This is a genomic window from Streptomyces cylindrosporus (assembly GCF_022698165.1).
Lineage (GTDB): Bacteria > Actinomycetota > Actinomycetes > Streptomycetales > Streptomycetaceae > Streptomyces > Streptomyces cylindrosporus.
Genome location: NZ_JALDAY010000009.1, coordinates 535,468 through 559,322, shown reverse-complemented (window position 1 = coordinate 559,322; position 23,855 = coordinate 535,468). Strand labels below are relative to the sequence as shown.

General features: G+C 71.2%; 24 protein-coding genes and 1 pseudogene. 8 read left to right on the top strand and 17 right to left on the bottom strand.

Going from position 1 to position 23,855, the window contains the following annotated elements; translation table 11 throughout:
• Nucleotides 1–86: 86 nt before the first annotated feature.
• On the top strand, nt 87–854 hold the full coding sequence (locus tag MQP27_RS30875) for an NPP1 family protein (RefSeq protein ID WP_242769374.1): 768 nt from the start codon (nt 87–89) through the stop codon (nt 852–854).
• A 64-nt stretch (nt 855–918) separates the two neighbouring features.
• Here MQP27_RS30875 and MQP27_RS30870 read toward each other — a convergent pair whose 3' ends face one another.
• The 4 genes from MQP27_RS30870 to MQP27_RS30855 all read right to left on the bottom strand — a co-directional run bounded on the left by MQP27_RS30870 (nt 919) and on the right by MQP27_RS30855 (nt 4,715).
• Complete coding sequence (locus tag MQP27_RS30870; protein WP_242769371.1) at nt 919–2,451, bottom strand: MFS transporter; 1,533 nt, start codon at nt 2,449–2,451, stop codon at nt 919–921.
• A gap of 11 nt (nt 2,452–2,462) precedes the next feature.
• Nucleotides 2,463–2,876, bottom strand: a complete 414-nt coding sequence (locus tag MQP27_RS30865; protein ID WP_242769368.1) for a VOC family protein — start codon at nt 2,874–2,876, stop codon at nt 2,463–2,465.
• A gap of 6 nt (nt 2,877–2,882) precedes the next feature.
• Nucleotides 2,883–3,653, bottom strand: coding sequence for an SDR family NAD(P)-dependent oxidoreductase (locus tag MQP27_RS30860; protein ID WP_242769353.1), 771 nt, complete (start codon nt 3,651–3,653; stop codon nt 2,883–2,885).
• A 141-nt stretch (nt 3,654–3,794) separates the two neighbouring features.
• Nucleotides 3,795–4,715: a zinc-binding dehydrogenase gene (locus MQP27_RS30855; RefSeq protein ID WP_242769350.1), complete on the bottom strand. Its 921-nt coding sequence runs from the start codon at nt 4,713–4,715 to the stop codon at nt 3,795–3,797.
• A gap of 99 nt (nt 4,716–4,814) precedes the next feature.
• Between MQP27_RS30855 and MQP27_RS30850 the strand changes: the two genes are divergently transcribed.
• From MQP27_RS30850 to MQP27_RS30835, 4 genes and pseudogenes are all read left to right on the top strand, one after another.
• On the top strand, nt 4,815–5,642 hold the full coding sequence (locus tag MQP27_RS30850; RefSeq protein WP_242769347.1) for a class I SAM-dependent methyltransferase: 828 nt from the start codon (nt 4,815–4,817) through the stop codon (nt 5,640–5,642).
• A gap of 307 nt (nt 5,643–5,949) precedes the next feature.
• Nucleotides 5,950–7,089 carry a transcription termination factor Rho gene (gene rho, locus MQP27_RS30845; RefSeq protein ID WP_242769344.1) on the top strand — a complete coding sequence of 380 codons (1,140 nt, stop codon included), beginning with the start codon at nt 5,950–5,952 and terminating at the stop codon, nt 7,087–7,089.
• Nucleotides 7,090–7,165: 76 nt separating this feature from the next.
• Nucleotides 7,166–7,729: a hypothetical protein gene (locus MQP27_RS30840; protein ID WP_242769330.1), complete on the top strand. Its 564-nt coding sequence runs from the start codon at nt 7,166–7,168 to the stop codon at nt 7,727–7,729.
• Between the two features lie 193 nt (nt 7,730–7,922).
• A pseudogene (locus tag MQP27_RS30835) lies at nt 7,923–8,753 on the top strand (D-alanyl-D-alanine carboxypeptidase family protein); the annotation flags it as partial.
• An 83-nt stretch (nt 8,754–8,836) separates the two neighbouring features.
• Here MQP27_RS30835 and MQP27_RS51465 read toward each other — a convergent pair.
• Together MQP27_RS51465 and mptB are read right to left on the bottom strand one after the other, a co-directional pair.
• A complete protein-coding gene (locus tag MQP27_RS51465; RefSeq protein ID WP_308290015.1) occupies nt 8,837–10,189 on the bottom strand; it encodes a glycosyltransferase 87 family protein in 1,353 nt (450 codons plus the stop codon).
• A complete protein-coding gene (gene mptB / locus MQP27_RS30825; RefSeq protein ID WP_242769326.1) occupies nt 10,186–11,583 on the bottom strand; it encodes a polyprenol phosphomannose-dependent alpha 1,6 mannosyltransferase MptB in 1,398 nt (465 codons plus the stop codon). The genes MQP27_RS51465 and mptB overlap by 4 nt, the downstream gene beginning before the upstream one ends.
• 170 nt (nt 11,584–11,753) lie before the next feature.
• On the opposite strand from mptB, the gene MQP27_RS30820 reads away from it, so the two are divergent.
• Nucleotides 11,754–12,518, top strand: coding sequence for an alpha/beta fold hydrolase (locus MQP27_RS30820; protein ID WP_242769323.1), 765 nt, complete (start codon nt 11,754–11,756; stop codon nt 12,516–12,518).
• 9 nt (nt 12,519–12,527) lie between these two features.
• Here MQP27_RS30820 and MQP27_RS30815 read toward each other — a convergent pair whose 3' ends face one another.
• The 5 genes from MQP27_RS30815 to MQP27_RS30795 all read right to left on the bottom strand — a co-directional run bounded on the left by MQP27_RS30815 (nt 12,528) and on the right by MQP27_RS30795 (nt 18,250).
• The gene (locus tag MQP27_RS30815) at nt 12,528–13,466 is read right to left on the bottom strand and encodes a glutaminase (RefSeq protein ID WP_242769321.1); all 939 of its coding nucleotides are present in this window, start codon (nt 13,464–13,466) and stop codon (nt 12,528–12,530) included.
• A gap of 69 nt (nt 13,467–13,535) precedes the next feature.
• Entirely contained in the window at nt 13,536–14,948 is a 1,413-nt protein-coding gene (aspA, locus tag MQP27_RS30810; RefSeq protein ID WP_242769318.1) for an aspartate ammonia-lyase, read from the bottom strand.
• Between the two features lie 122 nt (nt 14,949–15,070).
• Entirely contained in the window at nt 15,071–16,087 is a 1,017-nt protein-coding gene (locus MQP27_RS30805; RefSeq protein WP_242769303.1) for an asparaginase, read from the bottom strand.
• A gap of 31 nt (nt 16,088–16,118) precedes the next feature.
• On the bottom strand, nt 16,119–17,576 hold the full coding sequence (locus MQP27_RS30800; protein WP_242769300.1) for an amino acid permease: 1,458 nt from the start codon (nt 17,574–17,576) through the stop codon (nt 16,119–16,121).
• Nucleotides 17,573–18,250, bottom strand: coding sequence for a FadR/GntR family transcriptional regulator (locus MQP27_RS30795; RefSeq protein ID WP_242769478.1), 678 nt, complete (start codon nt 18,248–18,250; stop codon nt 17,573–17,575). The genes MQP27_RS30800 and MQP27_RS30795 overlap by 4 nt, the downstream gene beginning before the upstream one ends.
• Nucleotides 18,251–18,429: 179 nt before the next feature.
• Here MQP27_RS30795 and MQP27_RS30790 point away from each other — a divergent pair, with 179 nt between their 5' ends.
• Nucleotides 18,430–19,119 (top strand): GAF and ANTAR domain-containing protein, encoded by a 690-nt coding sequence (locus MQP27_RS30790; RefSeq protein ID WP_242769297.1) that lies wholly within the window; start codon nt 18,430–18,432, stop codon nt 19,117–19,119.
• A 130-nt stretch (nt 19,120–19,249) separates the two neighbouring features.
• Here the strand turns inward: MQP27_RS30790 and MQP27_RS30785 are convergent, their stop codons facing one another.
• The 5 genes from MQP27_RS30785 to MQP27_RS30765 all read right to left on the bottom strand — a co-directional run bounded on the left by MQP27_RS30785 (nt 19,250) and on the right by MQP27_RS30765 (nt 22,502).
• Nucleotides 19,250–20,086 carry an undecaprenyl-diphosphate phosphatase gene (locus MQP27_RS30785; RefSeq protein WP_242769294.1) on the bottom strand — a complete coding sequence of 279 codons (837 nt, stop codon included), beginning with the start codon at nt 20,084–20,086 and terminating at the stop codon, nt 19,250–19,252.
• A gap of 73 nt (nt 20,087–20,159) precedes the next feature.
• Complete coding sequence (gene crcB / locus MQP27_RS30780) at nt 20,160–20,534, bottom strand: fluoride efflux transporter CrcB (RefSeq protein ID WP_242769291.1); 375 nt, start codon at nt 20,532–20,534, stop codon at nt 20,160–20,162.
• A complete protein-coding gene (locus MQP27_RS30775; RefSeq protein WP_242769288.1) occupies nt 20,531–20,911 on the bottom strand; it encodes a DUF190 domain-containing protein in 381 nt (126 codons plus the stop codon). Before MQP27_RS30775 ends, crcB (MQP27_RS30780) begins: the two co-directional genes overlap by 4 nt.
• Nucleotides 20,908–21,369, bottom strand: a complete 462-nt coding sequence (gene crcB / locus MQP27_RS30770) for a fluoride efflux transporter CrcB (RefSeq protein WP_242769285.1) — start codon at nt 21,367–21,369, stop codon at nt 20,908–20,910. The genes MQP27_RS30775 and crcB (MQP27_RS30770) overlap by 4 nt, the downstream gene beginning before the upstream one ends.
• 170 nt (nt 21,370–21,539) lie before the next feature.
• Nucleotides 21,540–22,502: an SMP-30/gluconolactonase/LRE family protein gene (locus MQP27_RS30765; protein ID WP_242769282.1), complete on the bottom strand. Its 963-nt coding sequence runs from the start codon at nt 22,500–22,502 to the stop codon at nt 21,540–21,542.
• A gap of 135 nt (nt 22,503–22,637) precedes the next feature.
• On the opposite strand from MQP27_RS30765, the gene MQP27_RS30760 reads away from it, so the two are divergent.
• Nucleotides 22,638–23,480 (top strand): YhjD/YihY/BrkB family envelope integrity protein, encoded by an 843-nt coding sequence (locus MQP27_RS30760; RefSeq protein ID WP_242769277.1) that lies wholly within the window; start codon nt 22,638–22,640, stop codon nt 23,478–23,480.
• A gap of 13 nt (nt 23,481–23,493) precedes the next feature.
• On the opposite strand, the gene MQP27_RS30755 is transcribed toward MQP27_RS30760, so the two are convergent.
• Nucleotides 23,494–23,781 (bottom strand): ArsR/SmtB family transcription factor, encoded by a 288-nt coding sequence (locus MQP27_RS30755; protein WP_242769274.1) that lies wholly within the window; start codon nt 23,779–23,781, stop codon nt 23,494–23,496.
• Nucleotides 23,782–23,855 lie beyond the last annotated feature (74 nt).

The window sequence follows — 23,855 nt, the reverse complement described above, 5'->3', positions numbered from 1 at the left end:
AAGCCGCGTCGACGCCTACCAGCGCTTTACCGCCATCCTCGGCGTCAGCCCCGGCAACAACCTCTACTGCTGAGGCGGGAGATGTGATGCGGAACCTGAGATCCCTCACCAAGGCCCTGCTCGGTGCCCTCGGGGCACTGACGCTCGTCGTCGCCGTGCCGGCGAGCGCCCATGCCAACGTGCTGCAGCTGCTGCCGCAGAACGCCGACGGACTGGAGCAGACCTTCTCACCTGCCTACGACTACGACGGCGACGGCTGCTACGCGACGGCCGCGATCGGCGCCGACGGCACGATCAACCCCGGGCTGAAGCTCGGCGGTGACGTCAACGGGCACTGCCACGACTACGCCCAGCTCGCCAACGCCAACACCTACTCGCGGGAGAAGTGCAACAACGGCTGGTGCGCGGTGATGTACGCCAGCTACTTCGAGAAGGACCAGGCGACCCTCGGTCCGGCGGCGATCGGGCACACGCACGACTGGGAGCACGTCGTGGTGTGGATCAGCAACAACGAGGTGCAGTACGTGTCGGTGTCGCAGCACAGCGGCTACCAGGTGGCGGCCCGCTCCTCGGTGCGCTTCGACGGCACCCATCCCAAGATCGTCTACCACAAGGACGGTGTCTCGACCCACTGCTTCCGCTTCGCCAACGGCAACGACGAGCCGCCGGAGAACGCGACCGGGGGCTGGTTCTATCCGCGGCTGGTGGGCTGGAACGGCTATCCGGACGGCTTCCGCGACAAACTGCTGAGCGCCGACTTCGGGGCAGCCACCATCAAGATCAAGGACGGCGACTTCGCCTACGCGCTCGCCCACTCCATGCCTTCTGGGATCCCGTTCGACCCGAACGCGTGACGGAGGCTCGGATCTCACGAGAGAGGCCGGGGTCGCCGACCCCGGCCTCTCCCTTCCGCGCGTGCTACGCCGACGCCGTCTGCACCGTCGGTTCGCCCGCGCCCACCGCCGACCGGGCCGCGTTCTTGCGGACCAGCAGCAGCGTGACCAGTGCGCCGAGGAGGGAGGCGCAGCCGCAGATCACCACACCGACCGCCATGCCGTGGCCGAGCGCCGTCTGCGCGGCGGCCCGGGCGCTGTCGCTGCCGGCGTTGACGACGGCCAGCGGGCCCGCCGCCGACTCCATGCCCGCGTCCGCGCCGCTGAGCTTCCCCACCAGCACCCCGGAGGCGGCGCTCATCGCGACCGTGCTGATGACGGCCGGGCCGAGCGCCTGCCCGAACTCGCGCACCAGGCTGGTCGCACCGCTGGCCATGCCGGTCATGTTGATCGGTACGGCGTTCACGGCGGCGGAGGTGAGCGAGGAGACCACGCAGATGAAGCCGACGCCGAGCAGCAGCACCGGGCCGATGAAGGCCGCGAGGGACGTGGTGGTGATGGGCAGCGCGGCGATCCAGAACTGGCCCGCGGCCATCGGCAGCAGCCCGCCCATCAGCAGCCAGCGCGGCTCCACCCTGGTGAGCATCTTGCTCAGCACCGGCGCCAGCAGCAGTGGGATCAGCTGAAGGATCACGAACGGCATGCCCGCCCGCAGCGCGCTCAGGTGCATCACCGCGCCGAGCCGGATCGAGACGCAGTACGCGGTGCCGATGAAGCCGAACATGCCGGCCAGCGCGACGACGGCCGCGGCCGCGAACGAGGGGATCCTCAGCAGGTCCAGGTTGAACATGGGCGACGCGGAGCGCTTCTCGGCGACGACGAAGCCGACCAGGGCCACGGCGGCCAGGGAGAGCGAACCGACGATCGCCGCGCTGCCCCAGCCGCGGTCGCCGCCCTCGATGATGCCCCACAGCAGCGCGGTCAGACCGACGGCGATGGTGATCTGGCCCGGCCAGTCCAGGGTGCGGCCCTCGGGCGCCTTGGAGTCGGTGACCAGGATCCAGCAGGTGACGCCCACGGCGAGGCCGAGCACGACGGGCGGTACGAACGCCCAGCGGAAGTCGGCGACCGTGGCGAGGATCCCGGAGGACAGCGGGCCGAGGGCCGAGGCCAGCGAGATGCTCAGCGCCCAGATCGAGACCGCCTTGGCGCGGTCCTTCTCCTCGGGGGTGGCGGCCGCGATCACCGCGAGGGAGCTGGGGAAGAGGGCGGCGGCACCGACACCGGCGAGGGCCTGGCCGATCCACAGCATGGTGATGTTCTGGGAGGTGGCGTTGAGGAGTTCGCCGAGCGCGAGCACGAATCCGCCGAGCACCAGCAGCCGCTTGCGCCCGAAGAGGTCGCCGACCACGCCGAAATTCAGCTCCAGAATGGCTGTGGGCAGAATGAAGGCAGAGGTCACCCAGGCCACCTGGGAACCCGAGGCGCCGAAAGCGGCCTGAATGTTTCCGTTGATCGGGGAAGGCACCGTAATACACAGCTGTGCCGCCGCGACAGCGAGACAGCACGCTATGAGCGTCCCCGTGTCGAGTTTCTTCAAGGAAATCGATTCCGTCATCGCGCGTGCCCTCACTCTGCGTTTTTCTCTATGAGTTCGATGAGATTTCCCTCGGGGTCACTGACCCAGGCCATGCGGATTCCGGGCTCGGGTGAGGGCCCGGGTTTCATGACCTCGCCCGCTCCGCGGGCCACCAGGGCCTCGTAGACGGGTTCGAGTTCGGGGGTGGTGACCGCGAAGTGCCCGTATCCCTCGGTGAGGACCGCGGTCATCGGATCCGGCGCCCGCAGGCCGGGGGCGGATCCGGGTCGGGCGAGGAGTTCCAGGCGCCAGCCCTGCGGATGAGCCAGCACGACGCCGCTGAGGCCGGGGCCGTCGAGCCGGAACTCGAAGACGGGCGCGAGCCCGAAGGCGTCCCGGTACCAGGCGGTCTGGGCGACGAGGTCGCGTACGTTGAGGCCGACGTGATCGAGTCGCGCGAGCACGGCCGCTCAGCCCGCCATCGCGCTGTCGCCGCCGTCGACCATGAGGTTGGCGCCGTTGACGAACGCGGCCTCGTCGGAGCACAGAAAGGCCGCGACGCGCGCGATGTCCTCGGGTTCGCCGACCCGTCCGGCCGGGATCCGGGCCTCCAGGTGGGCCCGGGGGCCGTCCGGGTCGTCGAGGAAGGGAGCGGTGGCAGCGGTGCGGGTCATGCCGGGGGCGACGGTGTTGACGCGGATGCGGTGCGGGGCGCCGGCCGCGCACAGGTGCTTGCTCATCGCGAGCACCCCGCCCTTGGCGGCGCCGTGCGGCACCATCGGCATGAACGGCGCACCGCGCACGGCGGCCACCGAGGCGACGTTCAGGACGGCCCCGCCGCCGCGCGCGACGAGGTGCGGCCAGGCGGCCTGTGTGCAGAAGTAGGGGATGTCCAGCTCGTTCTTGATGGTGAAGTACCAGTCCTCGGCCGGCATCGTCTCGAACGGGCCGTTCCGCAGTGCGGACGCGTTGTTGTAGAGGATGTCGATCCCGCCGAAGGCCTCGATCCCGGCGTCGATCCACTGCCGTGCGCCGGCTTCGGTGGACAGGTCGACGGGCGCGAGGGACCGCATCACTCCGCCGGCCTTCTCGACGAGTTCCACGGTTTCCGCGGCGCTGTCCTCGTCGATGTCACAGCCGAATACGGTGGCGCCTTCGGCCGCGAATACCCGAGCCGCGGCCCTGCCTATTCCTGCCCCCGTTCCGCTGATGAAAGCGATTTTCCCGGCCAGTCGACCCATGATTGTCCAAGTCCCTTGTCCCATGCCCGCCGGAGTGCGGTGATGGCAGAGTAGGTAGGGGGTTGGGCCGGAACAAGAAATAGGTCAGGAAAGGAGCATCGGGGGTTCGTATGGCAGGTATGCGGCTCGGGCCCGAAGGCGTCAGCTCACGTCCAGGACCGCCTTCCCGCGCAGCCTGCGGCCGCTCAGCGCCTCCACCGCGTCCGCGATCTTGTCCCAGGGTCCGCGCCAGCCGACCGGCACGCGCAGCTTCCCGGCGTCGACGAGGGCGAGCAGCCGCCCCAACTGGGCCTGGCGGTCGGTGAGTCCACCGCCGTTGTAGACCGACACGATCGACTTGGGCTGCCTGCTGCCGAGCGTGGACCCGACCGGCAGCACGGCCTCCCGACCGGAGGCCCAGCCGATGCTCTGCAGGCTGCCGCCGGACGCCAACAGGCCGTACGCGGCGGCGAGTTGGTCGCCACCCACCGTGTCGACCACGACGTCGACCGGTTCCGTCACCCGGTCGACCCCGCCCACCACCTCGTCCGCGCCGAGTTCCGAGACCCAGCGCAGCCCGTCCTCGGACCCGGCGACCCCGATCACGTGCGCCCCGCCCAGCGCGGCGAGCTGCACCGCGAACCCGCCCACGCCCCCGGACGCCCCGGTCACCAGGACCCTGCGGCCGAGCAGCGGCCCGGCCTGTTCCAGTGCCCGCAGCGCGGTGCCCGCCGCGACCGGCAGCGCGGCGGCCTCACCCAGGTCGACGCCGTCCGGGACGACCGCGACATCGGCCACGTCCATCGCCCTCAGCGCCCCGAAGCCGCCGCCCTCCGCGAAGCCGACGACCCGGCTGCCGACGCCGGGCCCGGTGCCGTCCGCCGCGGCACGCACGACGACGCCGGCCGCGTCGAACCCGATCACCTCGCCGGGCGCGGCCTGCTGCGCGAACCACAGCTCCGCCGAGTTCAGCGAGGTGTGCCCGACCTCGACCAGCACCTGGCCCGGTCCGGGCGCCGGATCCGGGGCCTCCCCCAGGCGCAGCCGCCCGGGTGCCTCGGGGTCCACGATCAGTGCGCGCATGACTTGCCCTTCCCGTCGTCGGACATCCGTCCCACGCCAACCGTGACCGATCCGGGGTTCTTCCCGCCATTCGAAGCCCGTCCGGGGTTGGATGTCGTCATGAGCACCGACGAGCACACGCGGTTCATGCGGGCCAACGAGGCCAACTGGGACGCCCGCACCCCCGTCCACCTCGCCAGCCGCTTCTACGGCCTCGACCAGGACCTCGACCCCGAGCGCTGGTTCGCCTCCTTCGAGTGGCACGACCTCGGCGACCTGCCCGGCCGTGACGTGCTCCACCTGCAGTGCCACCTCGGCACCGAGACGATCGCCTTCGCCCGGCGCGGCGCCCGGGCCACCGGCCTCGACTTCTCCGCGGCCTCGGTGGCCGCGGCAAGGGACATCGCGACGAAGGCGGGCCTGGACGTGGACTACGTACAGGCGAACGTGTACGACGCCGAACAGGCCCTGGACGGACGGCAGTTCGACGTCGTGTACACCGGCAAAGGCGCGCTGTGCTACCTGCCGGACCTGGACCGCTGGGCCGACGTCGTCGCCCGACTCCTGCGCCCCGGCGGCCGGTTGTACATCGTCGAGTTCCATCCCGTCCTCAACTCCCTCGGCCCGAAGCCCGCTCCCGGCGAGGGACCCGAGCTGCTGCTGCGCCACGACTACCTGGCGGGTGGCGGTCCCGTGCACCGCGACGCGACGCACACGTACACCGACGGCCCGGCCGTCGAGGGCGCCACGGACAGTTACGAGTGGATGCACGGAATAGGCGAGGTAGTCAACGCGTTGACCGGGGCAGGACTGACCATCCGGAGCCTTCGCGAGAGCGACGAGCTGCCCTGGCCGCGCTGGCCGCAGATGGTCCGCACGCCGTCCGGCTGGTGGCGGCTTCCGGAACCCCGGATCCCGCTTCTGTACGGTCTGCTCGCCTCTCGCTGATCGGTTTGACGATCGGTTTGACAGCGGGCCCACTGTGGTACGGTCCTGCTAGCACTTGTGTACGCCCCGTGTCAGGGCGCCGGTGCCAGTTCCTCTTCAGTACGCCGACCCGCCCGCCGATTCCCGGCCGGCGCACCGGCATTCCGGCTCCACCTCGTACCCGGTGCGGCTGTGCCGTACCCCGAGGCAGCTGTTCCCGCCGCCGAAGGCGCATCACCACCTGCGCGCCTTCCCGTCGCGGCTCTCCCCTTCCCTCCCGCATGTCTCATGCCATCCGTCTTCGAACGGACCGAAAGGACCAACCACCATGACCACCACTCTCGAACCCCCTGTGAAGCAAGAAGCCCAGACCCAGATCGCCGTCGGTGTCCTCGACATCGACGCGGGCGGGAAGGGCCACCTGCGCGCCGAGAGCCTGCACGCCTCGCCCTCCGACCTCCCGGTCTCCCCCGCGCTGATCCGCCGTCACGGCCTGCGCAAGGGCGACCTCGTCGAAGGCGTCCGCGACGGCCGGCGCGCACTGACCGAGGTCGCACGGGTCAACGGGCGCACGCCCGACGACCTGCGCGGCCGACGCCACTTCCGTGACCTCACGCCGCTGCACCCCAACCAGCGACTGCGCCTGGAACACCCGGCGGCCGGTCTGACCGGACGCGTCGCCGACCTCATCGCGCCCGTCGGCAAGGGCCAGCGCGGGCTGATCGTGGCCCCGCCCAAGACCGGCAAGACCGTGCTGCTCCAGCAGATCGCGGCGGCCGTCGCCGGCAACCACCCCGAGTGCCGCCTGATGGTGGTGCTGCTGGACGAGCGTCCCGAGGAGGTCACCGAGATGCGGCGCTGTGTGCGCGGCGAGGTGTACGCCTCCACCTTCGACCGGGCGCCCAAGCAGCACATCGCGCTCGCCGAACTCGTCATCGAGCGGGCCAAGCGGCTCGTCGAGGCGGGCGAGGACGTCGTCATCCTGCTCGACTCCCTGACCCGGCTGTGCCGGGCGCACAACAACTCGGCCGCCGCCGGTGGCCGCACCCTCAGCGGCGGCGTCGACGCGGCCGCGCTGCTGGGCCCCAAGCGGTTCTTCGGCGCCGCCCGGCTGGCCGAGGAGGGCGGTTCCCTCACGATCCTCGCCACCGCGCTCGTGGAGACCGGTTCGCGCGCCGACGACTACTTCTTCGAAGAGCTCAAGAGCACCGGCAACATGGAGCTCCGCCTCAACCGCGAGCTCGCCTCGCGCCGCGTCTACCCGGCCGTCGACATCAACCCCTCCGGCACCCGCCGCGAGGAACTCCTCCTGTCCCCGGCCGAGTTGACCGCCGTACGCGGACTGCGCCGCGCGCTGCAGACACGCGACGGCCAGGGCGGCCTGGAGACCCTCCTGGAGCGCATGCGCGACACCCCCGACAACGCGACATTCCTGCGCCGCATCCAGCCGACGCTGCCCGCCGAATGACCGGTGCCCCCGGCGGAGTCGACGGCCGGACGGATACCGTTGCCGTTGCAAGGCACCGACATGAGGGGGACTCGCCGTGACCGGCATCGAGATCGCTGTGGGATACGTCTTCGCCTGGGCCGTGCGCAAGGTGCGCCGGGCGGCACCGAGGGCGGACGCGGAGGTCGACCGCGCGATCGACACGGGGATGGACCGCCTGCACGACCTGGTCAGCGCGAAGCTGGGCGACGACCCCGCACTCACCAGGGCCATCGCCGAGGCCGACGGCGGCTCCGAGGAACTGAGCGAGCGGACCCGTCGGCGCCTCGAGGACTCCCTGGCGGACGCCACCGACGACGACCCCGACTTCAGGACGGCCCTCGAACAGGCGGTCGCCGAGCTCCAGGCGGCCGGCGCCCCCGTACCGACCCGGACGGTCACCGCCTCCGGCACCCGCGCCGTGGCCGTGGGCGGCAACGCGGGCGTCATCATCACCGGCGACCGGGCGAGCGTCCCCGCCGGCGCCCCCGCCGTCCCGCCCCGGAGCGGCGAGAACCCGCCCGCGGCCCGGCAGACGGACGTCGAGGCCTCCGGGGAACGCGCCGTCGCGGTCGGGGAGGACGCGGGCCACATCGTGACGGGCGACGGTCCGAACGTCTGAAACGGGCCCAACGCCTCGAACAACCCCACCACCTGGAACGGCTTCAGCGTCTCGCACTGCCCCACCGCCCGGACCAGCCCTGTCGCCGGAAACAGCCCACCGCTCGACAAGGCACTGCGGCATCCGGGTGCTCCCGCCTCCACCCCGGCCCGGCCATCGCCGCGTACGGCGGAGCGATTTCTACGTTGGCGGTATGACTATCGGATTCTCATCCCGGGCGGTCGTCACGACCTGTGCGCTCTGCGCGGCGGGCGTGCTCGCGTTCACCCCCGTCGCGGCGGCCGTTGGCGCGGAACCCACCCCGCCCGGCGGGCCGCGCACGGCGGTGCCGCAGCCGTCGCTGCTGTATCGAGCCGGCACCCAGGTGCGCGCCCACCGCGGAGCGCCCGCGGTTCCGGACGTCTCCGCGCTGTCCTGGCTGGTGGCCGACGCCGACAGCGGTGAAGTGCTCGCCGCGCACGACGCGCATCGCAGGCTGCCGCCGGCGAGCACCCTCAAGACCCTGTTCGCCCTCACCGTGCTGCCGGCCCTCCCGGCCGGCGTCCGGCACACGGTCACGGAGGAGGAGCTGGCGGGCATCGGGCCGGGCAGCAGCCTGGTCGGGGTCGCCGAGGGGCGCACCTACCAGGTCGCGGACCTGTGGCGCGGGGTGTTCCTCAACTCCGGAAACGACGCCGTGCACGTCCTGGCCGCGCTCAACGGCGGCTGGCGTACGACGGCCGTACGGATGCAGGCCAAGGCCCGTGCCCTCGGCGCCCGCGACACACATGTGCGGTCGCCGGACGGCTACGACACGCCGGGGCAGGTGTCGTCGGCGTACGACCTGGCTGTGTTCGGGCGGGCGGGGCTGCGCAACGCGGACTTCGCGCGGTACTGCGGCACGGCCGAGGCCAAGTTCCCGGGCGGGGGCGGATGGTCGTACGAGATCGCGAACACGAACCGGCTGCTGACCGGCGCGGACGGTGTGCAGCGGTATCCGGGGCTGATCGGCGTCAAGAACGGCTACACCAGCAACGCGGGCAACACGCTGGTCGCCGCGGCCCGCCGGGGCGGGCGCACGCTCGTCGTCACGGTGATGAACCCGCAGGCGGGCGGCGGGTTCGCCGTCTACGAGGAGGCCCGGGAGCTGCTCGACTGGGGCTTCGCGGCCGCCGGGCGGGTGGCGCCGGTGGGGTCCTTGGACGCGCTGCGGGTCAGGCCGAGGCCGGGACCGGAAGCCGTTCCCGTGGTCGCGGCGGTCGCGCCGGAGGGCGGGCCGGGCTGGGCGGAGACGGGGTTCATCGCGGGTGCCGCGGCGCTCGGCGCGGGCGCGGTGGCGCTGGCGCTGTGGGCCAAGGGCAGGCGGACTGCGGGGAGTTGACCGACCGGCAGCCCCAGCAGCAGGCCCAGCGTGATCCACGCGTAGATGTTGCTGCCCAGGAACCCGTCGATGCCGGAGGCGTCGTCGAACCACAGCCACACCACGCTCGTGCACAGCATCGCGTACAGGGCGCCCGCCACGCGCGGGTGCCCCGTGCGGATCAGCACGGCGAAGGACGGCAGCAGCCACACCAGGTGGTGGACCCAGGTGATCGGGCTGACCAGGCAGGCGGTCAGCCCGGTCAGCGCGAAGGCGGTCGCCCAGTTCCCCGCGGCGACGGCCTGCCGGGACCGCCACGCCCACACGCCCAGCACCAGCAGCACCGCCAGCGCCCAGACCGGCCGGTCCGTGATGCCGAGGCGGGCCAGGATGCCCTGCACCGACTGGTTGGAGACGTAGTCGAGGCGGCCCACCCGGTTGGTGTCCCACAGGGCCTCGGTCCAGTAGAAACGCGAGGCGTCGGGGGCCATCAGGGCGGCGAGCCCGGTCGCCGCGCAGGTGACGAAGGCCGCCACCGCGGCGGCACGCCACCTGCGGGCGATCAGCAGCAGGCCGATGAAGACCGCGGGCGTGAGCTTGATCGCCGCCGCGAGACCGATGCCGACGCCGGCCCAGCGCCCGCGGCCGGTGCGCAGCAGCCAGGCGTCGGTGAGCACGAGAGCCAGCAGCAGCAGGTTGACCTGGCCGAAGCTGAGGGTGTCGCGCAGCGGCTCGAAGAGGGCGAGGACACAGGCGCCCAGGGCACAGCCGTACCAGCCGTAGCGCCGCCACGCGCCCTCGGTCAGGTAGTGCAGGACCAGGGCGAGGGCCGCCAGGTTGAGCAGCAGGGCGAGGGCGATCGCGGTGCGCAGGCCGACGAGGGTCATCGGCAGCATGCTGACGGCCGCGAACGGCGGGTAGGTGAAGCCGTACGTCGTCCCCGGCACCTGGTAGTCGTAGAGCCGTCCGCCGTGGTGGATCCAGGTGTTGACGGCCCCGTAGTAGACCCGCAGGTCGAACCAGTCGCGCAGCAGCGGCACGGTCGCGGTGAAGGCCGTGACGGCGGCGGCGAGGGAGAGGACCAGCAGCAGGCGGCCGCGGTCGGTGCGGGGCCCGGTCATGCGGTACGTCCCAACGCGGGCGCCTGGGCCGCCTGGTGGGCCTGCCACAGCACGACCACGGCGAGCAGGCCGCCGGAGACGGCCAGTACGAGTTCGTCGGTGCCCGCGGGCGTCCCGTTCGGCAGGGCGAGGAACGCGACGACTCCGGTCACCACGGCCAGTCGGCGCCGTATCGACGTGCTGGGTGCCGCCGCGGCGATGAGGAACAGGCCCCACAGGGCGTACCAGGGGCGGATCGCCGGGCCGAGGACGACCACCGCGGCCAGGCTCAGGCCGAGCGCATACACCGGCGAGATGCGTCCGCGGCGCGTCCATATGACGAGGATCGCGACGCCGGTGGCGACCAGGCCCAGGGCCTGCCAGGCCGGTACCGCGAGGGGGGCGAGATCACTGCCGAGCTTGGTCAGCAGGGCGGCGGTGGCGCGGCCGAGGAGGCTCGTCAGGGCCCAGTTGTGGGGCGACACGGGCGTCTTGAGCGCTCGTATCCAGCCGTATCCCGTGCCGGTCACGGCGGTGACGGCGACGGTGGTGGCGGCAGCTGCGGCCGCGGTCGTCAGCACCGCGCGCACCGGACCGCGGCCCGCGCGGATCTGGAGCGCTGTCACCGCCGCGAGCCCCAGCACGGCGGGCGCCTTGACCAGGGCGGCGAGCGTGACGAGCACCGCGCCCAGCAGCGGCCAGCGGCCGAGCGCGGCCACCAGGCCCATGCCCAGCAGGCCGAGCATGATCGCGTCGTTGTGGGCGCCGGCGACCAGGTGCAGCAGCACCAGCGGGTTGAGGGCGCCGAGCCAGAGCGCCTGCGCGGGGTCGGCGCCGCTGTGGCGGGCGAGGCGGGGCAGGGTCGCCGCCATCAGGGCCACGCCGAGCAGGGCCACCAGGCGCATCCCGAACAGGCCGGCCGGCAGTTCGCCGTGGGTCAGGCCCGACAGGGCGGAGGCGACGCCGAGGAAGACCGGGCCGTACGGGGTCCCCGTGTGCTGCCACAGCGGCGGGACCTCGTTCGCGAGCGGGCCGCCGAGATGCGAGGGACCGTAGGCGTAGACGTCCATGTGGGCGTCGACCATGGCGCCCTGGGCGAGGTAGCTGTAGACGTCACGGCTGAACAGGGGCGGGGCGAGCAGCAGCGGGGCCGCCCACACGGCGAGGACGAGCAGCAGGGCGCGCGGGGTGGGGGGCTCGGCGCTGCGCACGAGCCGGCCGAGCAGCACCCAGGCGGCTATCAGCAGGACGACGCCGAAGTAGGCGCCGACGACTCCCAGGGCCACGCGGACGTTCGAGGGGTCCAGGAGCTCTTCGACGGGCAGGGCGCCGGCCGTCTCACCTCCGAGTGCGAGGAAGGCGGTGCCGGCCAGGCCCAGCACCTGACAGCGGCGGAGATCGACGGGGAAAGCCATGGCCAACACTCGGAAAGCGTGTCAACGCCGGATGGCCGGAAATTGACGTGCCGGTCTCCGGGCGGGGGCCTGCGCGTGACCGGCTTGTGATTCCGCCGTCGGGGCGATGAGTTCGCCGGGTCCGGCCGGTCTCCTTGATACCCGACCCACCTGTGAAGGACGTGATCGCTGTGCCGAGCAGCTCCGGATACGCCAAGGTCAACGGTCTTGAGATGTACTACGAGGTCCACGGGCCCGCAGCTGCCGCGCGCCGTCCGCTGGTGCTGCTGCACGGTGGTGTCCACACCGTCGGGCTGTCGTTCGCCGCGGTGCTGCCCGTGCTGGCCGCCGATCGGCGGGTCGTGGCTCCCGAACTCCAGGGACACGGTCACACCGCCGACACCGATCGCGACCTGACGGTGCCGAACCTCGCCTCGGACGTCGTGGCGCTGCTGGACGAACTCGGCATCCGGCAGGCCGACTTCCTCGGCTTCAGCCTGGGCGGGCTGACCGCCCTGGAGGTCGCCGTGCGCCACCCCGAGCGCGTGGGCCGCCTCGTGCTCGCCGCGACGCAGTACCGCCAGGACGGCTACCACGACGACGTCCGGAAACCGGATTTCACCTCACCCCGGCTGCCCAGCCAGGCCGACTTCCAGGAGATGGCCGACGCGTACGCGGCCGTCGCGCCGCGCCCCGAGCACTTCCAGGACTTCCTCGGCAAGGTCACCGGCGCCGCCCACGCCCCGCTGCCCTGGACCGCCGACGACCTGCGCGGGCTCGGGACGCCCACGCTCCTGGTCGTCGGCGACCGCGACTTCGTGCGCGTGGAGCACGCGGCGGAGATGCGGGAGCTGATCCCGCAGGCGCGGCTGGCGGTGCTGCCGTCCACCACGCACGTGGAGCTGATGGGGCGCACCTCTCTGCTGGTGCCGCTGCTGACCGAGTTCCTGGACTGAACGGCCGGCTCAGAAGACCGACAGCCCGGTCAGGGTCGTGAAGCGGTCCAGGGCCGCCACGCCCGCCACCGAGTTGCCCCGCTCGTCCAGGCCCGGGCTCCACACGCACAGCGTGCACCGCCCGGGCACGACCGCGATGATGCCGCCGCCCACCCCGCTCTTGCCGGGCAGGCCCACCCGGTAGGCGAACTCGCCCGCCGCGTCGTACGTCCCGCAGGTCAGCATCACCGCGTTGACCTGCTTGGCCTGGCTGCGCGTGAGCAGCCGGGTGCCGTCGGCGCGGATGCCGTGGCGGGCCAGGAAGCTCGTGGCCAGGGCGAGGTCGGCGCAGGAAGCGGTGATCGAGCACTGCCGGAAGTACTGGTCGAGCAGGGCCGGGATCGGGTTGTCGATGTTGCCGTAGGACGCCATGAAGTGGGCGAGTGCGGCGTTGCGGTCGCCGTTGGCCGCCTCGGAGGCGGCGACGTCCTTGTCGAAGTCCAGGCCCGGGTTGCCGCTCTCCGTGCGCAGGAAGGCGAGCAGTTCACCGGCCGCGTCCCCGGTACGGGTCTGCAGTCGGTCGGTGACGACCAGCGCGCCGGCGTTGATGAACGGGTTGCGCGGGATGCCGCTCTCGTACTCCAGCTGGACCAGCGAGTTGAAGGGGTTGCCGGAGGGCTCGCGGCCGACGTGCTCCCACAGTTCGTCGCCCTCGCGGGCCAGGTCGAGGGCGAGGGTGAAGACCTTGGTGATGGACTGCGTGGAGAACGGCTCGCGCCAGTCCCCCACGCCGTACACCGTGCCGTCCAGCTCCGCTACCGCCATGCCGAAGCGGCGCGGGTCGCAGGCCGCGAGCGCCGGGATGTAGTCGGCGGGGCGGCCGCGGCCGGGGGTGCGCTCGATCTCCTCGGCGATGCGCTCCAGGACCGGCTGGAAGGAATGGGACGACGTCGCTGTCATGATCACCATTGTGCCTCCAGGCCGGTCCCGGCGCGTCGTCGCAGGTCGGATGCGGGTCGGATGCGGGTCTGATGCGGGTCAGGCCAGGGGTGAGGCACTGCCCGCGACGACCTCGGGCCGCAGCAGGTCGGCCAGGGTCTCGGCGGGCAGCAGGCCCTTCTCCAGGATGAGTTCGGCCACGCCGCGGCCAGTGACGAGGGCCTCCTTGGCGATGTCAGTGGCGGCCGTGTAGCCGATGTGCGGGTTCAGCGCCGTGACCAGCCCGATCGAGTTCTCGACGCTCGCACGCAGCGCCTCGGTGTTGGCGGTGATGCCGTCCACGCAGCGCTCGGCCAGCGTCACGCACGCGGCCTGCAGATGCGTGATCGACTCCGACAGGGAGTGCAGGATGATCGGCTCAAAGGCGTTGAGCTGCAACTGGCCCGCCTCGGCGGCCATGGTGATGGCGACGTCGTTGCCGATCACCTCGAAGGCGACCTGGTTGACGACCTCGGGGATCACCGGGTTGACCTTGCCGGGCATGATGCTCGAACCGGCCTGCACGGGCGGCAGGTTGATCTCGCCGAGGCCGGCCCGCGGCCCGGACGACAGCAGCCGCAGGTCGTTGCAGCTCTTGGACAGCTTGACGGCGATCCGCTTGAGCACACCGGACATCTGGACGAACGCCCCGCAGTCCTGGGTGGCCTCGACGAGGTTGGCCGCGGTGACCAGCGGCAGCCCGGTGATGTCGGCGAGGTGGCGGCGGGCGGACTCGGCGTACCCGACCGGAGCATTGAGTCCGGTGCCGATGGCGGTGGCCCCCAGATTGATCTCATGGATCAACTGGACGGCCTCGTCAAGACGGTTGCGATCCTCGTCAATCATGACGGCATACGCGGAGAACTCTTGACCGAGCGTCATCGGCACCGCGTCCTGCAACTGTGTACGGCCCATCTTGAGCACATTGCGGAACTCGACGGCCTTGCGGGCGAACGAGTCCTGCAGTACAGCCATCGACCTGAGCAACCCACGCACCGCGAATACCGTCGCCACCTTGACGGCGGTCGGATACACGTCATTGGTGGACTGCCCGAGGTTGACGTCCTCGTTGGGATGCAGGAACTGGTACTGCCCCTTCTCGTGCCCCATCAACTCCAACGCCCGGTTCGCGACGACCTCGTTGGCGTTCATGTTGGTCGAGGTCCCGGCGCCACCCTGGATGACGTCGACCACGAACTGGTCGTGCAGCTTCCCGTCCCGGATCTCCCGACAGGCCTCGACGATGGCGGCGGACTTCTTCGGCTCCAGCAGCCCCAGCTCCTCATTGGCCAGAGCGGCGGCCTCCTTGACGGCGGCCAGGGCGTCGATGAGGTGCGGATAAGCGGAGATCGGAGTCCCGGTGACGGGAAAGTTCTCGGTGGCACGCAGGGTGTGCACACCCCAGTAGGCGTCGACGGGAACATCCCGATCACCAAGCAGATCATGCTCGCTACGGGTGACGACGTGGGTCATGAGGGTACGGAACCTCTTTCAGAAGGGTTGCTTGAAACGCCCCGTCTTTGAGGGGCGCGGGGAACTGCGCGACCAGCCACAACGGACCCGGCAGCCGCCGGACAACAAGTCGGCCCGCCCCACTAGGCGCAAGCCGAAACCACCACAGGCTCAAGCGAACGAACGGGCCGCACACACCCCACCGCCCGCCCACCACCGAGCAGCGCCTCACCGGCGAACTCGGTGAGCAGCTCCGGATCAACCCCGGCCCGCGCCAACGCCGCCGCAGTCACCGGGATCCGCGCCCGATTCGCACCATCGGCAATCTTCACGGCAACGGCTCGCCCATCCGGCAGCGCAGCAACCTGCACCCCCTCGAAGCCGTCCTTCGCCAGCAGCCCCGGCACAGCAGCCATCAACGCGGCCACATCCCGCCCCGCACCGGAGGCCATCTCCGCGTGCGACCGCATCGCGTCAGCCACCCGCGCCTCCGGCGTACCAGGAGCGGCGGCAGCGATCCGCGCCCCCGCACGAGCAAGCCCGTGCAGCGAGACCGAGAACAGCGGCGCCCCGCACCCGTCGACGGTCACCTGGGCGATCCGCTGCCCGGTGAGATCCTCGACGATCTCCGCGATGGCCTGCTGGAGGGGGTGCTCCGGATCGAGATAGTCGTCCAGGGACCAGCCGTTCAACACGCACGTGTAGAGCATGGCCGCGTGCTTGCCGGAGCAGTTCTGGGCGAGCCGCGAGGGCGCACGCCCCTCCCGCACCCACGCGTCCCGCACGACCGGGTCGAACGGCATGTCGGTCACGTTGCGCAGATGGTCCTCGCTCAGCCCGGCGAGCTCCAGGATCCGCAGGGTCCCGGCGAGGTGTCGCTCCTCGCCGGAGTGGCTCGCCGCGGTGAGCGAGAGCAGCTCGCCGTCGAGCGGCAGCCCCGCCCGGACCATGGCGACGGCCTGGACGGGCTTGAGGGCGGACCGGGGGTAGAAGGCCGCCTCGATGTCGCCGAGCTGGAACTCGACGCGTCCGTCGGGGCCGAGCACGACGACGGAGCCGTAGTGGATGCCCTCGACGACCCCGCCGCGTATCAGGTGGGCGACGGGGGCGTGGAGGGGCTCGCGGATCAGGGGTGCGTCCGCGACGGAACTGCTGAACATCACTGCCTCTTGTCCGGGAGCGGTACGCGGGTCACGCGCCCGCTCCAGTGGTGGGTTCGTTCTCGGTGGACCGGCGGGCGACGCGGCCGCGGATGCCGAACCATCCGCCGACCAGCGCTCCGACGATCAGCGGCAGGCACAGCACGGTGGTGCGGCCGGCGCCTCCGTCGGCGTACATGAGGATCAGGACGGAGGCGAGGAACGCCAGCGTCACGAGTTCGGTCCACGGGGAGCCGGGCAGCCGGTAGCCCGGGCGGGTCAGCTCGCCCTTCTGGGTCTTCTGCCAGAAGAGGAGGTGACAGATCATGATCATGCCCCAGGTGGAGAGGATGCCGATCGCCGCGAAGTTCAGGACGATCTCGAAGGCGTCCGCCGGGACCACGAAGTTGAGGCCGACGCCCAGGACACAGATACCGCTGGTGAGCAGGATGCCGCCGTACGGGACCTGGCTGCGGCTCATCACCGAGGTGAACCTGGGGGCAGAACCGGACATCGCCATGGAGCGCAGGATGCGGCCGGTGGAGTACAGGCCGGAGTTGAGCGAGGACATGGCCGCGGTGAGGACGACGAGGTTCATCACGCCGCCGGCCGCCGGGATGCCGATGTTGGACAGCACGGTCACGAAGGGGCTCTCGCCGGAGCTGTACTTGTTCCAGGGCAGCAGCATCGACAGCAGGACGACCGAGCCGACGTAGAAGAGACCGACGCGCCACATGATCGAGTTGATCGCCTTGGGCATGATCTTCTCGGGGTTCTCGGTCTCGCCCGCGGCGACGCCGACCAGTTCGACGGAGGCGTAGGCGAAGACGACGCCCTGGATGATCAGCAGCATGGGCAGCAGGCCGTTGGGGAAGACACCGCCGTTGTCGGTGATCAGCGACGGGCCGGGGGCGGCTCCGTCGACGGGGTGCTGGGTCACCAGCAGGAAGATGCCGATGCACATGAAGATCACCAGCGCGCTGACCTTGACGATCGCGAACCAGAACTCCAGCTCACCGAAGATCTTGACGGAGATCAGGTTGACGGTCAGCACGACCGCAAGGGCGATCAATGCGATCAACCATTGAGGGATGTCGGAGAACATGCCCCAGTAGTGGGTGTACGTGGCGACCGCGGTGATGTCGGCGATGCCGGTGGTCGCCCAGTTGAGGAAGTACATCCAGCCCGCGGTGTACGCGCCCTTCTCGCCGAGGAACTCGCGGGCGTACGACACGAAGGCGCCCGAGGAGGGCCGGTACAGCACGAGTTCGCCGAGGGCGCGGACGACGAGGAAGGCGAAGACGCCGCAGACCGCGTAGGCGACGAACAGGGAGGGGCCGGCGTCGGCGAGCCGGCCGCCCGCGCCGAGGAAGAGACCGGTGCCGATGGCGCCACCGATGGCGATCATGTTGACGTGCCGGGACTTCAGGGACTTGCTGTAGCCCGCGTCTCCGGCGTCGACATGGCCGGAACGTTTCTGCACGCCTTCGTGCAGGGACTGCTCGCTCACGCCTCGGGTCCGCCTTCCGTTGGGGTGTCCGTGCGCGCGGGGCGCACGATGTCGGTGAGGGTGGTCTCGACGCGGTCGAGATGGTGCGCCATGGCGTCCGTCGCGTCGAGTTCGGAACCGTCCATCAGCGCCTCGACGATCGCCCGGTGCTCGCGGTTGGACTGCTCGCGGCGCCCGCCCAGCTCGTTGAGGAAGGCCGACTGACGCGCCAGTGCGTCCCGGATCTCCTCGATGACCCGGCGGAAGACCGGGTTCTGGGAGGCCTGGGCGACAGCGAGGTGGAACAGCGTGTCGAGGGCGACCCAGGAGGTGGTGTCGGTCTCCCGCTCCATGCGCTCCAGCAGGTGCGCCAGGTGGTCCAGGTCCTCGGGCGTGCGGCGCACGGCCGCGTAGCCCGCCACCGGGATCTCCACGTGGCGGCGTACCTCCAGCAGGTCGCTGGCCGCGTAGTCGCCGAAGGTGGGGTCCTCGACGGCGTTCGCGACCACGAAGGTGCCCTTGCCGGTCCTGGAGACGGTCAGGCCCATCGTCTGCAGGGCCCGCAGGGCCTCGCGCAGCACGGGCCGGCTGACCTCCAGGGTGCGGCAGAGCTCCGCCTCGGAGGGCAGCTTGTCCCCCACCGCGTACTCGCCGTTCTCGATGGCGGCACGCAGATGTGCCAGGACCGCTTCCATCGCGCTGATGCGCCGCGGACCCTGACTGGCTGTCTTGCTGTCTGACAGGTTCACGGGAGCGATACTGCGGGTGACGGGCGGACACTGTCAAGGGGGTCACCCGGCCGCCCGGTGAGACTTGCGGGAAAGGCTGGGTAGACGGCTTCTTGGCCAGGACGGACCAAGACACGGAGGCCGGTATGGACTGGGCCGGATTCGCGCAGCAGATGGCGGCGATGGCCCGCGATCTGCTCGCCCAGGAGTCGGTCGACGCCACCCTGGAACGAATCAGCCGCTCGGCGGTCGAGCTCGTGGAGGGCTGTGACGCGGCCGGCATTCTGGTGCTGAGCGGCGCGAAGGTGAAGACGTTGGCCCCCACCGAGAAGCTGGTCGTCGACAGTGACCGCCTGCAGGGGCGGCTGGGCGAGGGGCCGTGCTTCGATGCCGCCCGCACCGTGGACGGCGAGCGGGTCTTCCGTATCGCGGACTTCACCCGGGAGCAGCCGCGCTGGCCCGCCTACGCCCCGCAGGCGCACGCTCTGGGCATGGGCAGCATGATGGGCTTCCTGCTCTACACCGAGGACCAGGAGTTCGGCGCGCTCAACCTCTACTCACGGGAACCGGGCGCCTTCACCGACGCCAGTGAACTGGCCGGCTGGCTGCTGGCCTCCCATGCCGCCGTCGCCTTCTCCAGCGCCCGCTCCCACGCCCAGATGGAGCAGGCGGTCGCCACCCGTCACCTCATCGGCGAGGCCATGGGCATCCTGATGGGCGCGCACAACCTCACCGAGGAGCAGGCGTTCGAGGCCCTGCGCCGCTTCTCGCAGCAGCACAACATCAAGCTCCGCGAGGTCGCCCGGCGGGTCTGCGAGCGCGGCGGCGTGGACTGACGGCACGGGCGGCTCCCCCGGCTCGTTGGCTGAACCGGAGGAGCCTGGTCGGGCCAGCCCCCCAGGGGAGCGTCGCTGCACCCGGCCTGCACGCCAAGTCCCCAGCCCGGCTCCCTTCACGCATCCGCCGTCAGCTGTCCAGCGCCCCGCTCGCCAGCAGGCCGAGCAGCAGCACTCCCACGACGATCCGGTAGACGACGAAGGCGTTGAAGGAGTGCTTGGCGACGTACTTCAGCAGCCAGGCGATGGAGGCGTAGGCGACGACGAAGGAGACGAGCGTGCCGACGGCGAGCGGGGCGGCGCCCACGCCCGTGCCGAGCGCGTCCTTGAGCTCGTACAGACCGGCGCCGGTCAGGGCCGGGATGCCGAGGAAGAAGGAGAGACGGGTGGCGGCGACGCGGTCCAGGTCGAGGATGAGGGCCGTCGACATGGTGGCGCCGGAGCGCGAGAAGCCGGGGAAGAGCAGGGCGAGGATCTGCGAGCCGCCGACCAGCATCGCGTCCTTGAAGGTCGTGTCGTCCTCACCTCGCTTGTGCCGGCCCATCTGGTCCGCCGCCCACATGACGCCACTGCCGACGATCAGTGAGGCCGCAACCACCCACAGGGAGGCCAGCGGGCCCTCGATGAGCGGCTTGGCGGCCAGGCCCACGATCACGATGGGGATGGTGGCGTAGATGACCCACCAGGCGAACTTGTAGTCGTGGTGGTACCGCTCCTCCTTGTTGACCAGCCCCCTTCCCCAGGCGGAGACGATCCGCACGATGTCCTTGAAGAAGTACAGGAGCACGGCCGCGATCGCCCCGACCTGGATGACGGCCGAGAAGCCGACGACGGCGTCGTCGTCGACGGGGATGTTCATGAGCCCCTCGGTGATCTTCAAATGGCCGGTGGAGGAGACGGGCAGGAACTCGGTCAGTCCCTCGACGACTCCGAGGACGGCGGCCTGGCCGACGTTGATGACGCTCATGGGATCCAGTTCTGGAGGAGTTGGTCGACAGTGCTGTAGACAGTCTTACTACGCGTGGGCGTGGTCCGGGTAGTCAGGACCACAGGGCCTGCGCGACCGACACCCCGGCGAATGCCGCGCCGAGGCCCGCCGTCACGCTCCCCACGACGTTGGCGGCAGCGTAGAGCCCCGCCCCCGTCTCGGTCAGCCGCAGGGTCTCGTACGAGAAGGTCGAGTACGTCGTCAGGGCCCCGCACAGGCCGGTGCCGAGGAGCAGTTGCAGGTGGGAACCGGCCGCTCCCCGGGCCGCGGCGCCGGTCAGGAGGCCGAGGATCAGGCAGCCCGTGACGTTCACCGCGAAGGTGCCCCAGGGGAAGACCGTGTCGTGCCGCGACTGCACCGCGCGGTCGGTGAGGTAGCGCAGCGGAGCGCCCACCATGGCGCCCGCGATCACCAACAGCCAGTTCACAACGACCTCTTACCCTTCGCGTCCGCTTTGCCGGGGTCGCTCTCGCGGCCGACGTACCTGATGACCTCGCAGTCGTCGAGGATGACGAGTCCCTCGCCGACGAGTTCGTCGAGCTGCGGGAGGAAGGCCCGGACCCGCTCCCCGGTGTCGACCATCACGATCGCGACGGGCAGGTCCTCGCTGAGGGAGAGCAGCCGGGTGGTGTGGATCAGGGAGGACGCGCCGAAGCCCTCGATGCCGCGGAAGACGCTGGCGCCGGCGAGTCCGGCCGCGTGGGCGCGGTGCACGATCTCGGAGTAGAGGGGCTTGTGGTGCCAGGTGTCGTTCTCGCCGATGAACACGGTCACGCGCAGGGCGTTGCCGGTCAGCCTGGTCATGGCTGCCTCCACTTCAGGACGCGGCGGCACGCGGCGACCGCGAGCCAGACCGCCGAGAGGGCCGCGAGCAGGGTCGCGGCGAGGTAGGCCAGGCCCGTGCGGGGGTGGCCGGAGTCGACGAGCCGCTGGATGTCGACGGCATAGGTGGAGAAGGTGGTGAAGCCGCCGAGCACGCCGGTGCCGAAGAAGGGGCGGACGAGTCGGTGGGCGGCCCAGATGTCGGTGATGACGACCATGAACACGCCTATCACGGCACAGCCGACGACGTTGGTCCAGAAGGTCGCCCAGGGGAATCCGCCCGGCTGAGCGGGCCACCACAGGGCGAGTGCGTAGCGGGCGGTGGCGCCGAGGGCTCCGCCGAGGGCGACCACCGCGACAACGGGTGCCTGGGTGCGCCACTCGGGCCGCCGCGGGGCGCCGGTGCGGGTACGGAGGCTCTCGGCTTCCGGGGCTGTCATAAGCGTGCGTCTCCTACTCGCCGGGGCCCGGGCGTGCGGGCGCCGCTCCTTCGCAAGTAGGGACCGTTGGCGGCACCACTGCCGCGGTTCGGGTACGGCGGGCCCCACCGCCGCGCCGCGACGAGGTGCTCGCGGCCGGGCTACAGGGTAGCGCCCGGCCCGGACCGGGGTCATTTCGGGGCGGGCCGCTCGCAGACCGCGATCCCGCGCTCCCACAGGCTGCCCAGCACCAGGTGGCCGGCTGCTTCGCAGACGCTGGTGACCATGCGGAAGCCGGAGCGGCGGTGGGTGAGGTGGTGAACGACGTCGCCCTGGTCGTCGACGGCGAGGACGCCGATGGTGCCGGCGGGGCGGTAGGGGGCGTGTACGGCGATGCGGGCGGCGGCGCCGCGGACGGCGGGCGGGGTGCGGTGCAGCAGGTCGAGCGGCGGGACGCGCGGGGAGGCCAGGGAGACCCAGATCGGCCCGTCCGGTGAGCCGCGCCAGATGTTGTCGGGCATGCCGGGCAGGTTCTCGGCGAAGGGCTCGCCGTGCCCCGCCTTCGGGCCGGTGAGCCAGTAGCGGGTGAGCCTGCGGGCGCCGGTCTCGGCGACGACCAGGAACGATTCGTCGGCGGCGAGTGCGAGGCCGTTGGCGAACTGCAGCCCCTCCAGCAGCACTTCGGGCGCCTCGCTGCCGGGTGCGAGGCGCAGCAGCCGGCCCGTGCCGGTGTGCTCGACGATGTCGCCGATCCAGTGCTCGAGCGGGTGCACCCGGCTGGAGACGGTGAAGCAGACGCTGCCGTCCGCCAGGGCGACGACGTTGCTGCAGAACCGCAGCCGCTCCCCCGCCACCGAGTCGGCGAGGATGCGGACGATGCCCTCGCGCAGGTCGACGCGGAGCAGGCCGAGGTCGGCGTCGCACACCAACAGGGCGTCGTCCGGCAGGAGTTCGAGGCCGAGCGGCCGGCCGCCGGTCTCGGCGAGCACTTCGACACGGGCGGGCGCCTCGCCGGTCAGGCCGTCGACGCGCAGGATGCGGCCGTCCTCCACGCCGGTGAGCACCCGGCCCCGGGCGTCGGCGACGACGTCCTCGGGGCCGCGGCCGCCGATGGCGACGTACCGGAGCGGAACAAGAGCGGCGGGTCGGTCCATGGAAACCTCCTCGTCGAGGTCGGGACAGTTCATGCTGGCACGTAGGAGGAGGTCCGCCGGGCGCGGGGTCACTCGATCAGGTTTACCTCGGCACTTTCCCGGCCACTCAGGACATCGCCGAGAAGGAGTGGTCCCATGTCACGGTCGGCCCGCTGGTGGCACCGGTCGGGGCTCGGCGAGCTGCACCGGCGGGGCAGGGAGCTGGAGTTGCTGCACCGGGCCATGGGCTTCGCCACGCTCGCGCTGGTCACGCTGGCGCCGCTGCTGATCGTGGTCGCGGCGGCGGATCCGCTGGGGCACGGCGGATTCGCGCTGTGGCTGGTGGACGGGATGGACCTGTCCGGGCGCTCCGCCAAGGCCCTGTCGGACGTCTTCGGGCCGCCCAGCAAGGTGGTCGGCACCGCCAGCGCGTGGAGCGTGGCGTTGCTCGCGGTGTTCGGGCTGTCGTTCGCGGCGAGCGTGCAGAACGGCTACGAGCGGATCTGGAAGCCGTCCCCCGGCCCGTGGCACCGGATCTGGCGGCAGGCGGTCTGGCTGGTCGTGCTCATGGCGTACGTGTACGCGCAGGTGGAGACCCGGAACGTGCTGCACGGGACCGCCCGTATCCCGCTGAGCATGGCGGTCGGGATCCTGTTCTTCTGGTGGGGCCCGCACTTCCTGCTCAATCGCCAGGTGCGCTGGCGGCATCTGCTGCCCGGCGCGCTCGCCACAATGGCGGGGCTGGTGGGCCTGCGCTGGTTCTCCTACCTGGTGTTCACCCCGCTGCTGGTCACCAACGCGGTCAGCTACGGCCCGGTCGGCACCATCCTGGTCGTGGAGTCCTGGCTGGTCGGAGTGGGTTTCGTGGTCTACGGCGGTGCGCTGGTCGGGCGGCTGCTGTGCGAGCGGTTCGGCTACACGGACGAGGAGGCGGCAGCCGAGGAAGGGTCAGCCGAGGAGGAGGCCCCGCCCCTCCAGGCGCCCGAAGGCAAGGTCTAGCCCCTGGCCGCGCCTACCAGCCCTTCTCGAACATCCGCGCCACCTCGGCGATCCGCACCTCGTCGCGCCGGTAGTAGGTGCGCGTCCCGATGCTGCATGCGGTCAGCAGGCCCATGTCCGCGAGCAGTGCGAGATGGGTGGCCGCGACCGCGCTCGGCACGCCGAGCTTCGCGGCGACGGCGTCCACGGTCACGCCTCTTTCGACGCCGCTCCCGGGCGAGAGCGGCGGGAAGTGGGCGGCCGGGTCCTTGAGCCACTCCAGGATGTCCAGACGTGTCCCGCTGACGGAAGTCCTCAACATCGCGTGCCCCTTTCCGGACGGACCACCGCGAACCGCGTCCTCCCACTGTCCCGCAGGACCCACAGTCGTGTCCG

Coding starts and splice junctions, on each gene's coding strand:
- MQP27_RS30875 (WP_242769374.1), top strand. CDS start 87: ATGCGGAACCTGAGATCCCTCACCAAGGCCCTGCTCGGTGCCCTCGGG.
- MQP27_RS30870 (WP_242769371.1), bottom strand. CDS start 2,451: ATGACGGAATCGATTTCCTTGAAGAAACTCGACACGGGGACGCTCATA.
- MQP27_RS30860 (WP_242769353.1), bottom strand. CDS start 3,653: ATGGGTCGACTGGCCGGGAAAATCGCTTTCATCAGCGGAACGGGGGCA.
- MQP27_RS30855 (WP_242769350.1), bottom strand. CDS start 4,715: ATGCGCGCACTGATCGTGGACCCCGAGGCACCCGGGCGGCTGCGCCTG.
- MQP27_RS30850 (WP_242769347.1), top strand. CDS start 4,815: ATGAGCACCGACGAGCACACGCGGTTCATGCGGGCCAACGAGGCCAAC.
- rho (WP_242769344.1), top strand. CDS start 5,950: ATGACCACCACTCTCGAACCCCCTGTGAAGCAAGAAGCCCAGACCCAG.
- MQP27_RS51465 (WP_308290015.1), bottom strand. CDS start 10,189: ATGACCGGGCCCCGCACCGACCGCGGCCGCCTGCTGCTGGTCCTCTCC.
- mptB (WP_242769326.1), bottom strand. CDS start 11,583: ATGGCTTTCCCCGTCGATCTCCGCCGCTGTCAGGTGCTGGGCCTGGCC.
- MQP27_RS30815 (WP_242769321.1), bottom strand. CDS start 13,466: ATGGTGATCATGACAGCGACGTCGTCCCATTCCTTCCAGCCGGTCCTG.
- aspA (WP_242769318.1), bottom strand. CDS start 14,948: ATGACCCACGTCGTCACCCGTAGCGAGCATGATCTGCTTGGTGATCGG.
- MQP27_RS30805 (WP_242769303.1), bottom strand. CDS start 16,087: ATGTTCAGCAGTTCCGTCGCGGACGCACCCCTGATCCGCGAGCCCCTC.
- MQP27_RS30795 (WP_242769478.1), bottom strand. CDS start 18,250: ATGGAAGCGGTCCTGGCACATCTGCGTGCCGCCATCGAGAACGGCGAG.
- MQP27_RS30790 (WP_242769297.1), top strand. CDS start 18,430: ATGGACTGGGCCGGATTCGCGCAGCAGATGGCGGCGATGGCCCGCGAT.
- MQP27_RS30785 (WP_242769294.1), bottom strand. CDS start 20,086: ATGAGCGTCATCAACGTCGGCCAGGCCGCCGTCCTCGGAGTCGTCGAG.
- MQP27_RS30775 (WP_242769288.1), bottom strand. CDS start 20,911: ATGACCAGGCTGACCGGCAACGCCCTGCGCGTGACCGTGTTCATCGGC.
- crcB (WP_242769285.1), bottom strand. CDS start 21,369: ATGACAGCCCCGGAAGCCGAGAGCCTCCGTACCCGCACCGGCGCCCCG.
- MQP27_RS30765 (WP_242769282.1), bottom strand. CDS start 22,502: ATGGACCGACCCGCCGCTCTTGTTCCGCTCCGGTACGTCGCCATCGGC.
- MQP27_RS30760 (WP_242769277.1), top strand. CDS start 22,638: ATGTCACGGTCGGCCCGCTGGTGGCACCGGTCGGGGCTCGGCGAGCTG.
- MQP27_RS30755 (WP_242769274.1), bottom strand. CDS start 23,781: ATGTTGAGGACTTCCGTCAGCGGGACACGTCTGGACATCCTGGAGTGG.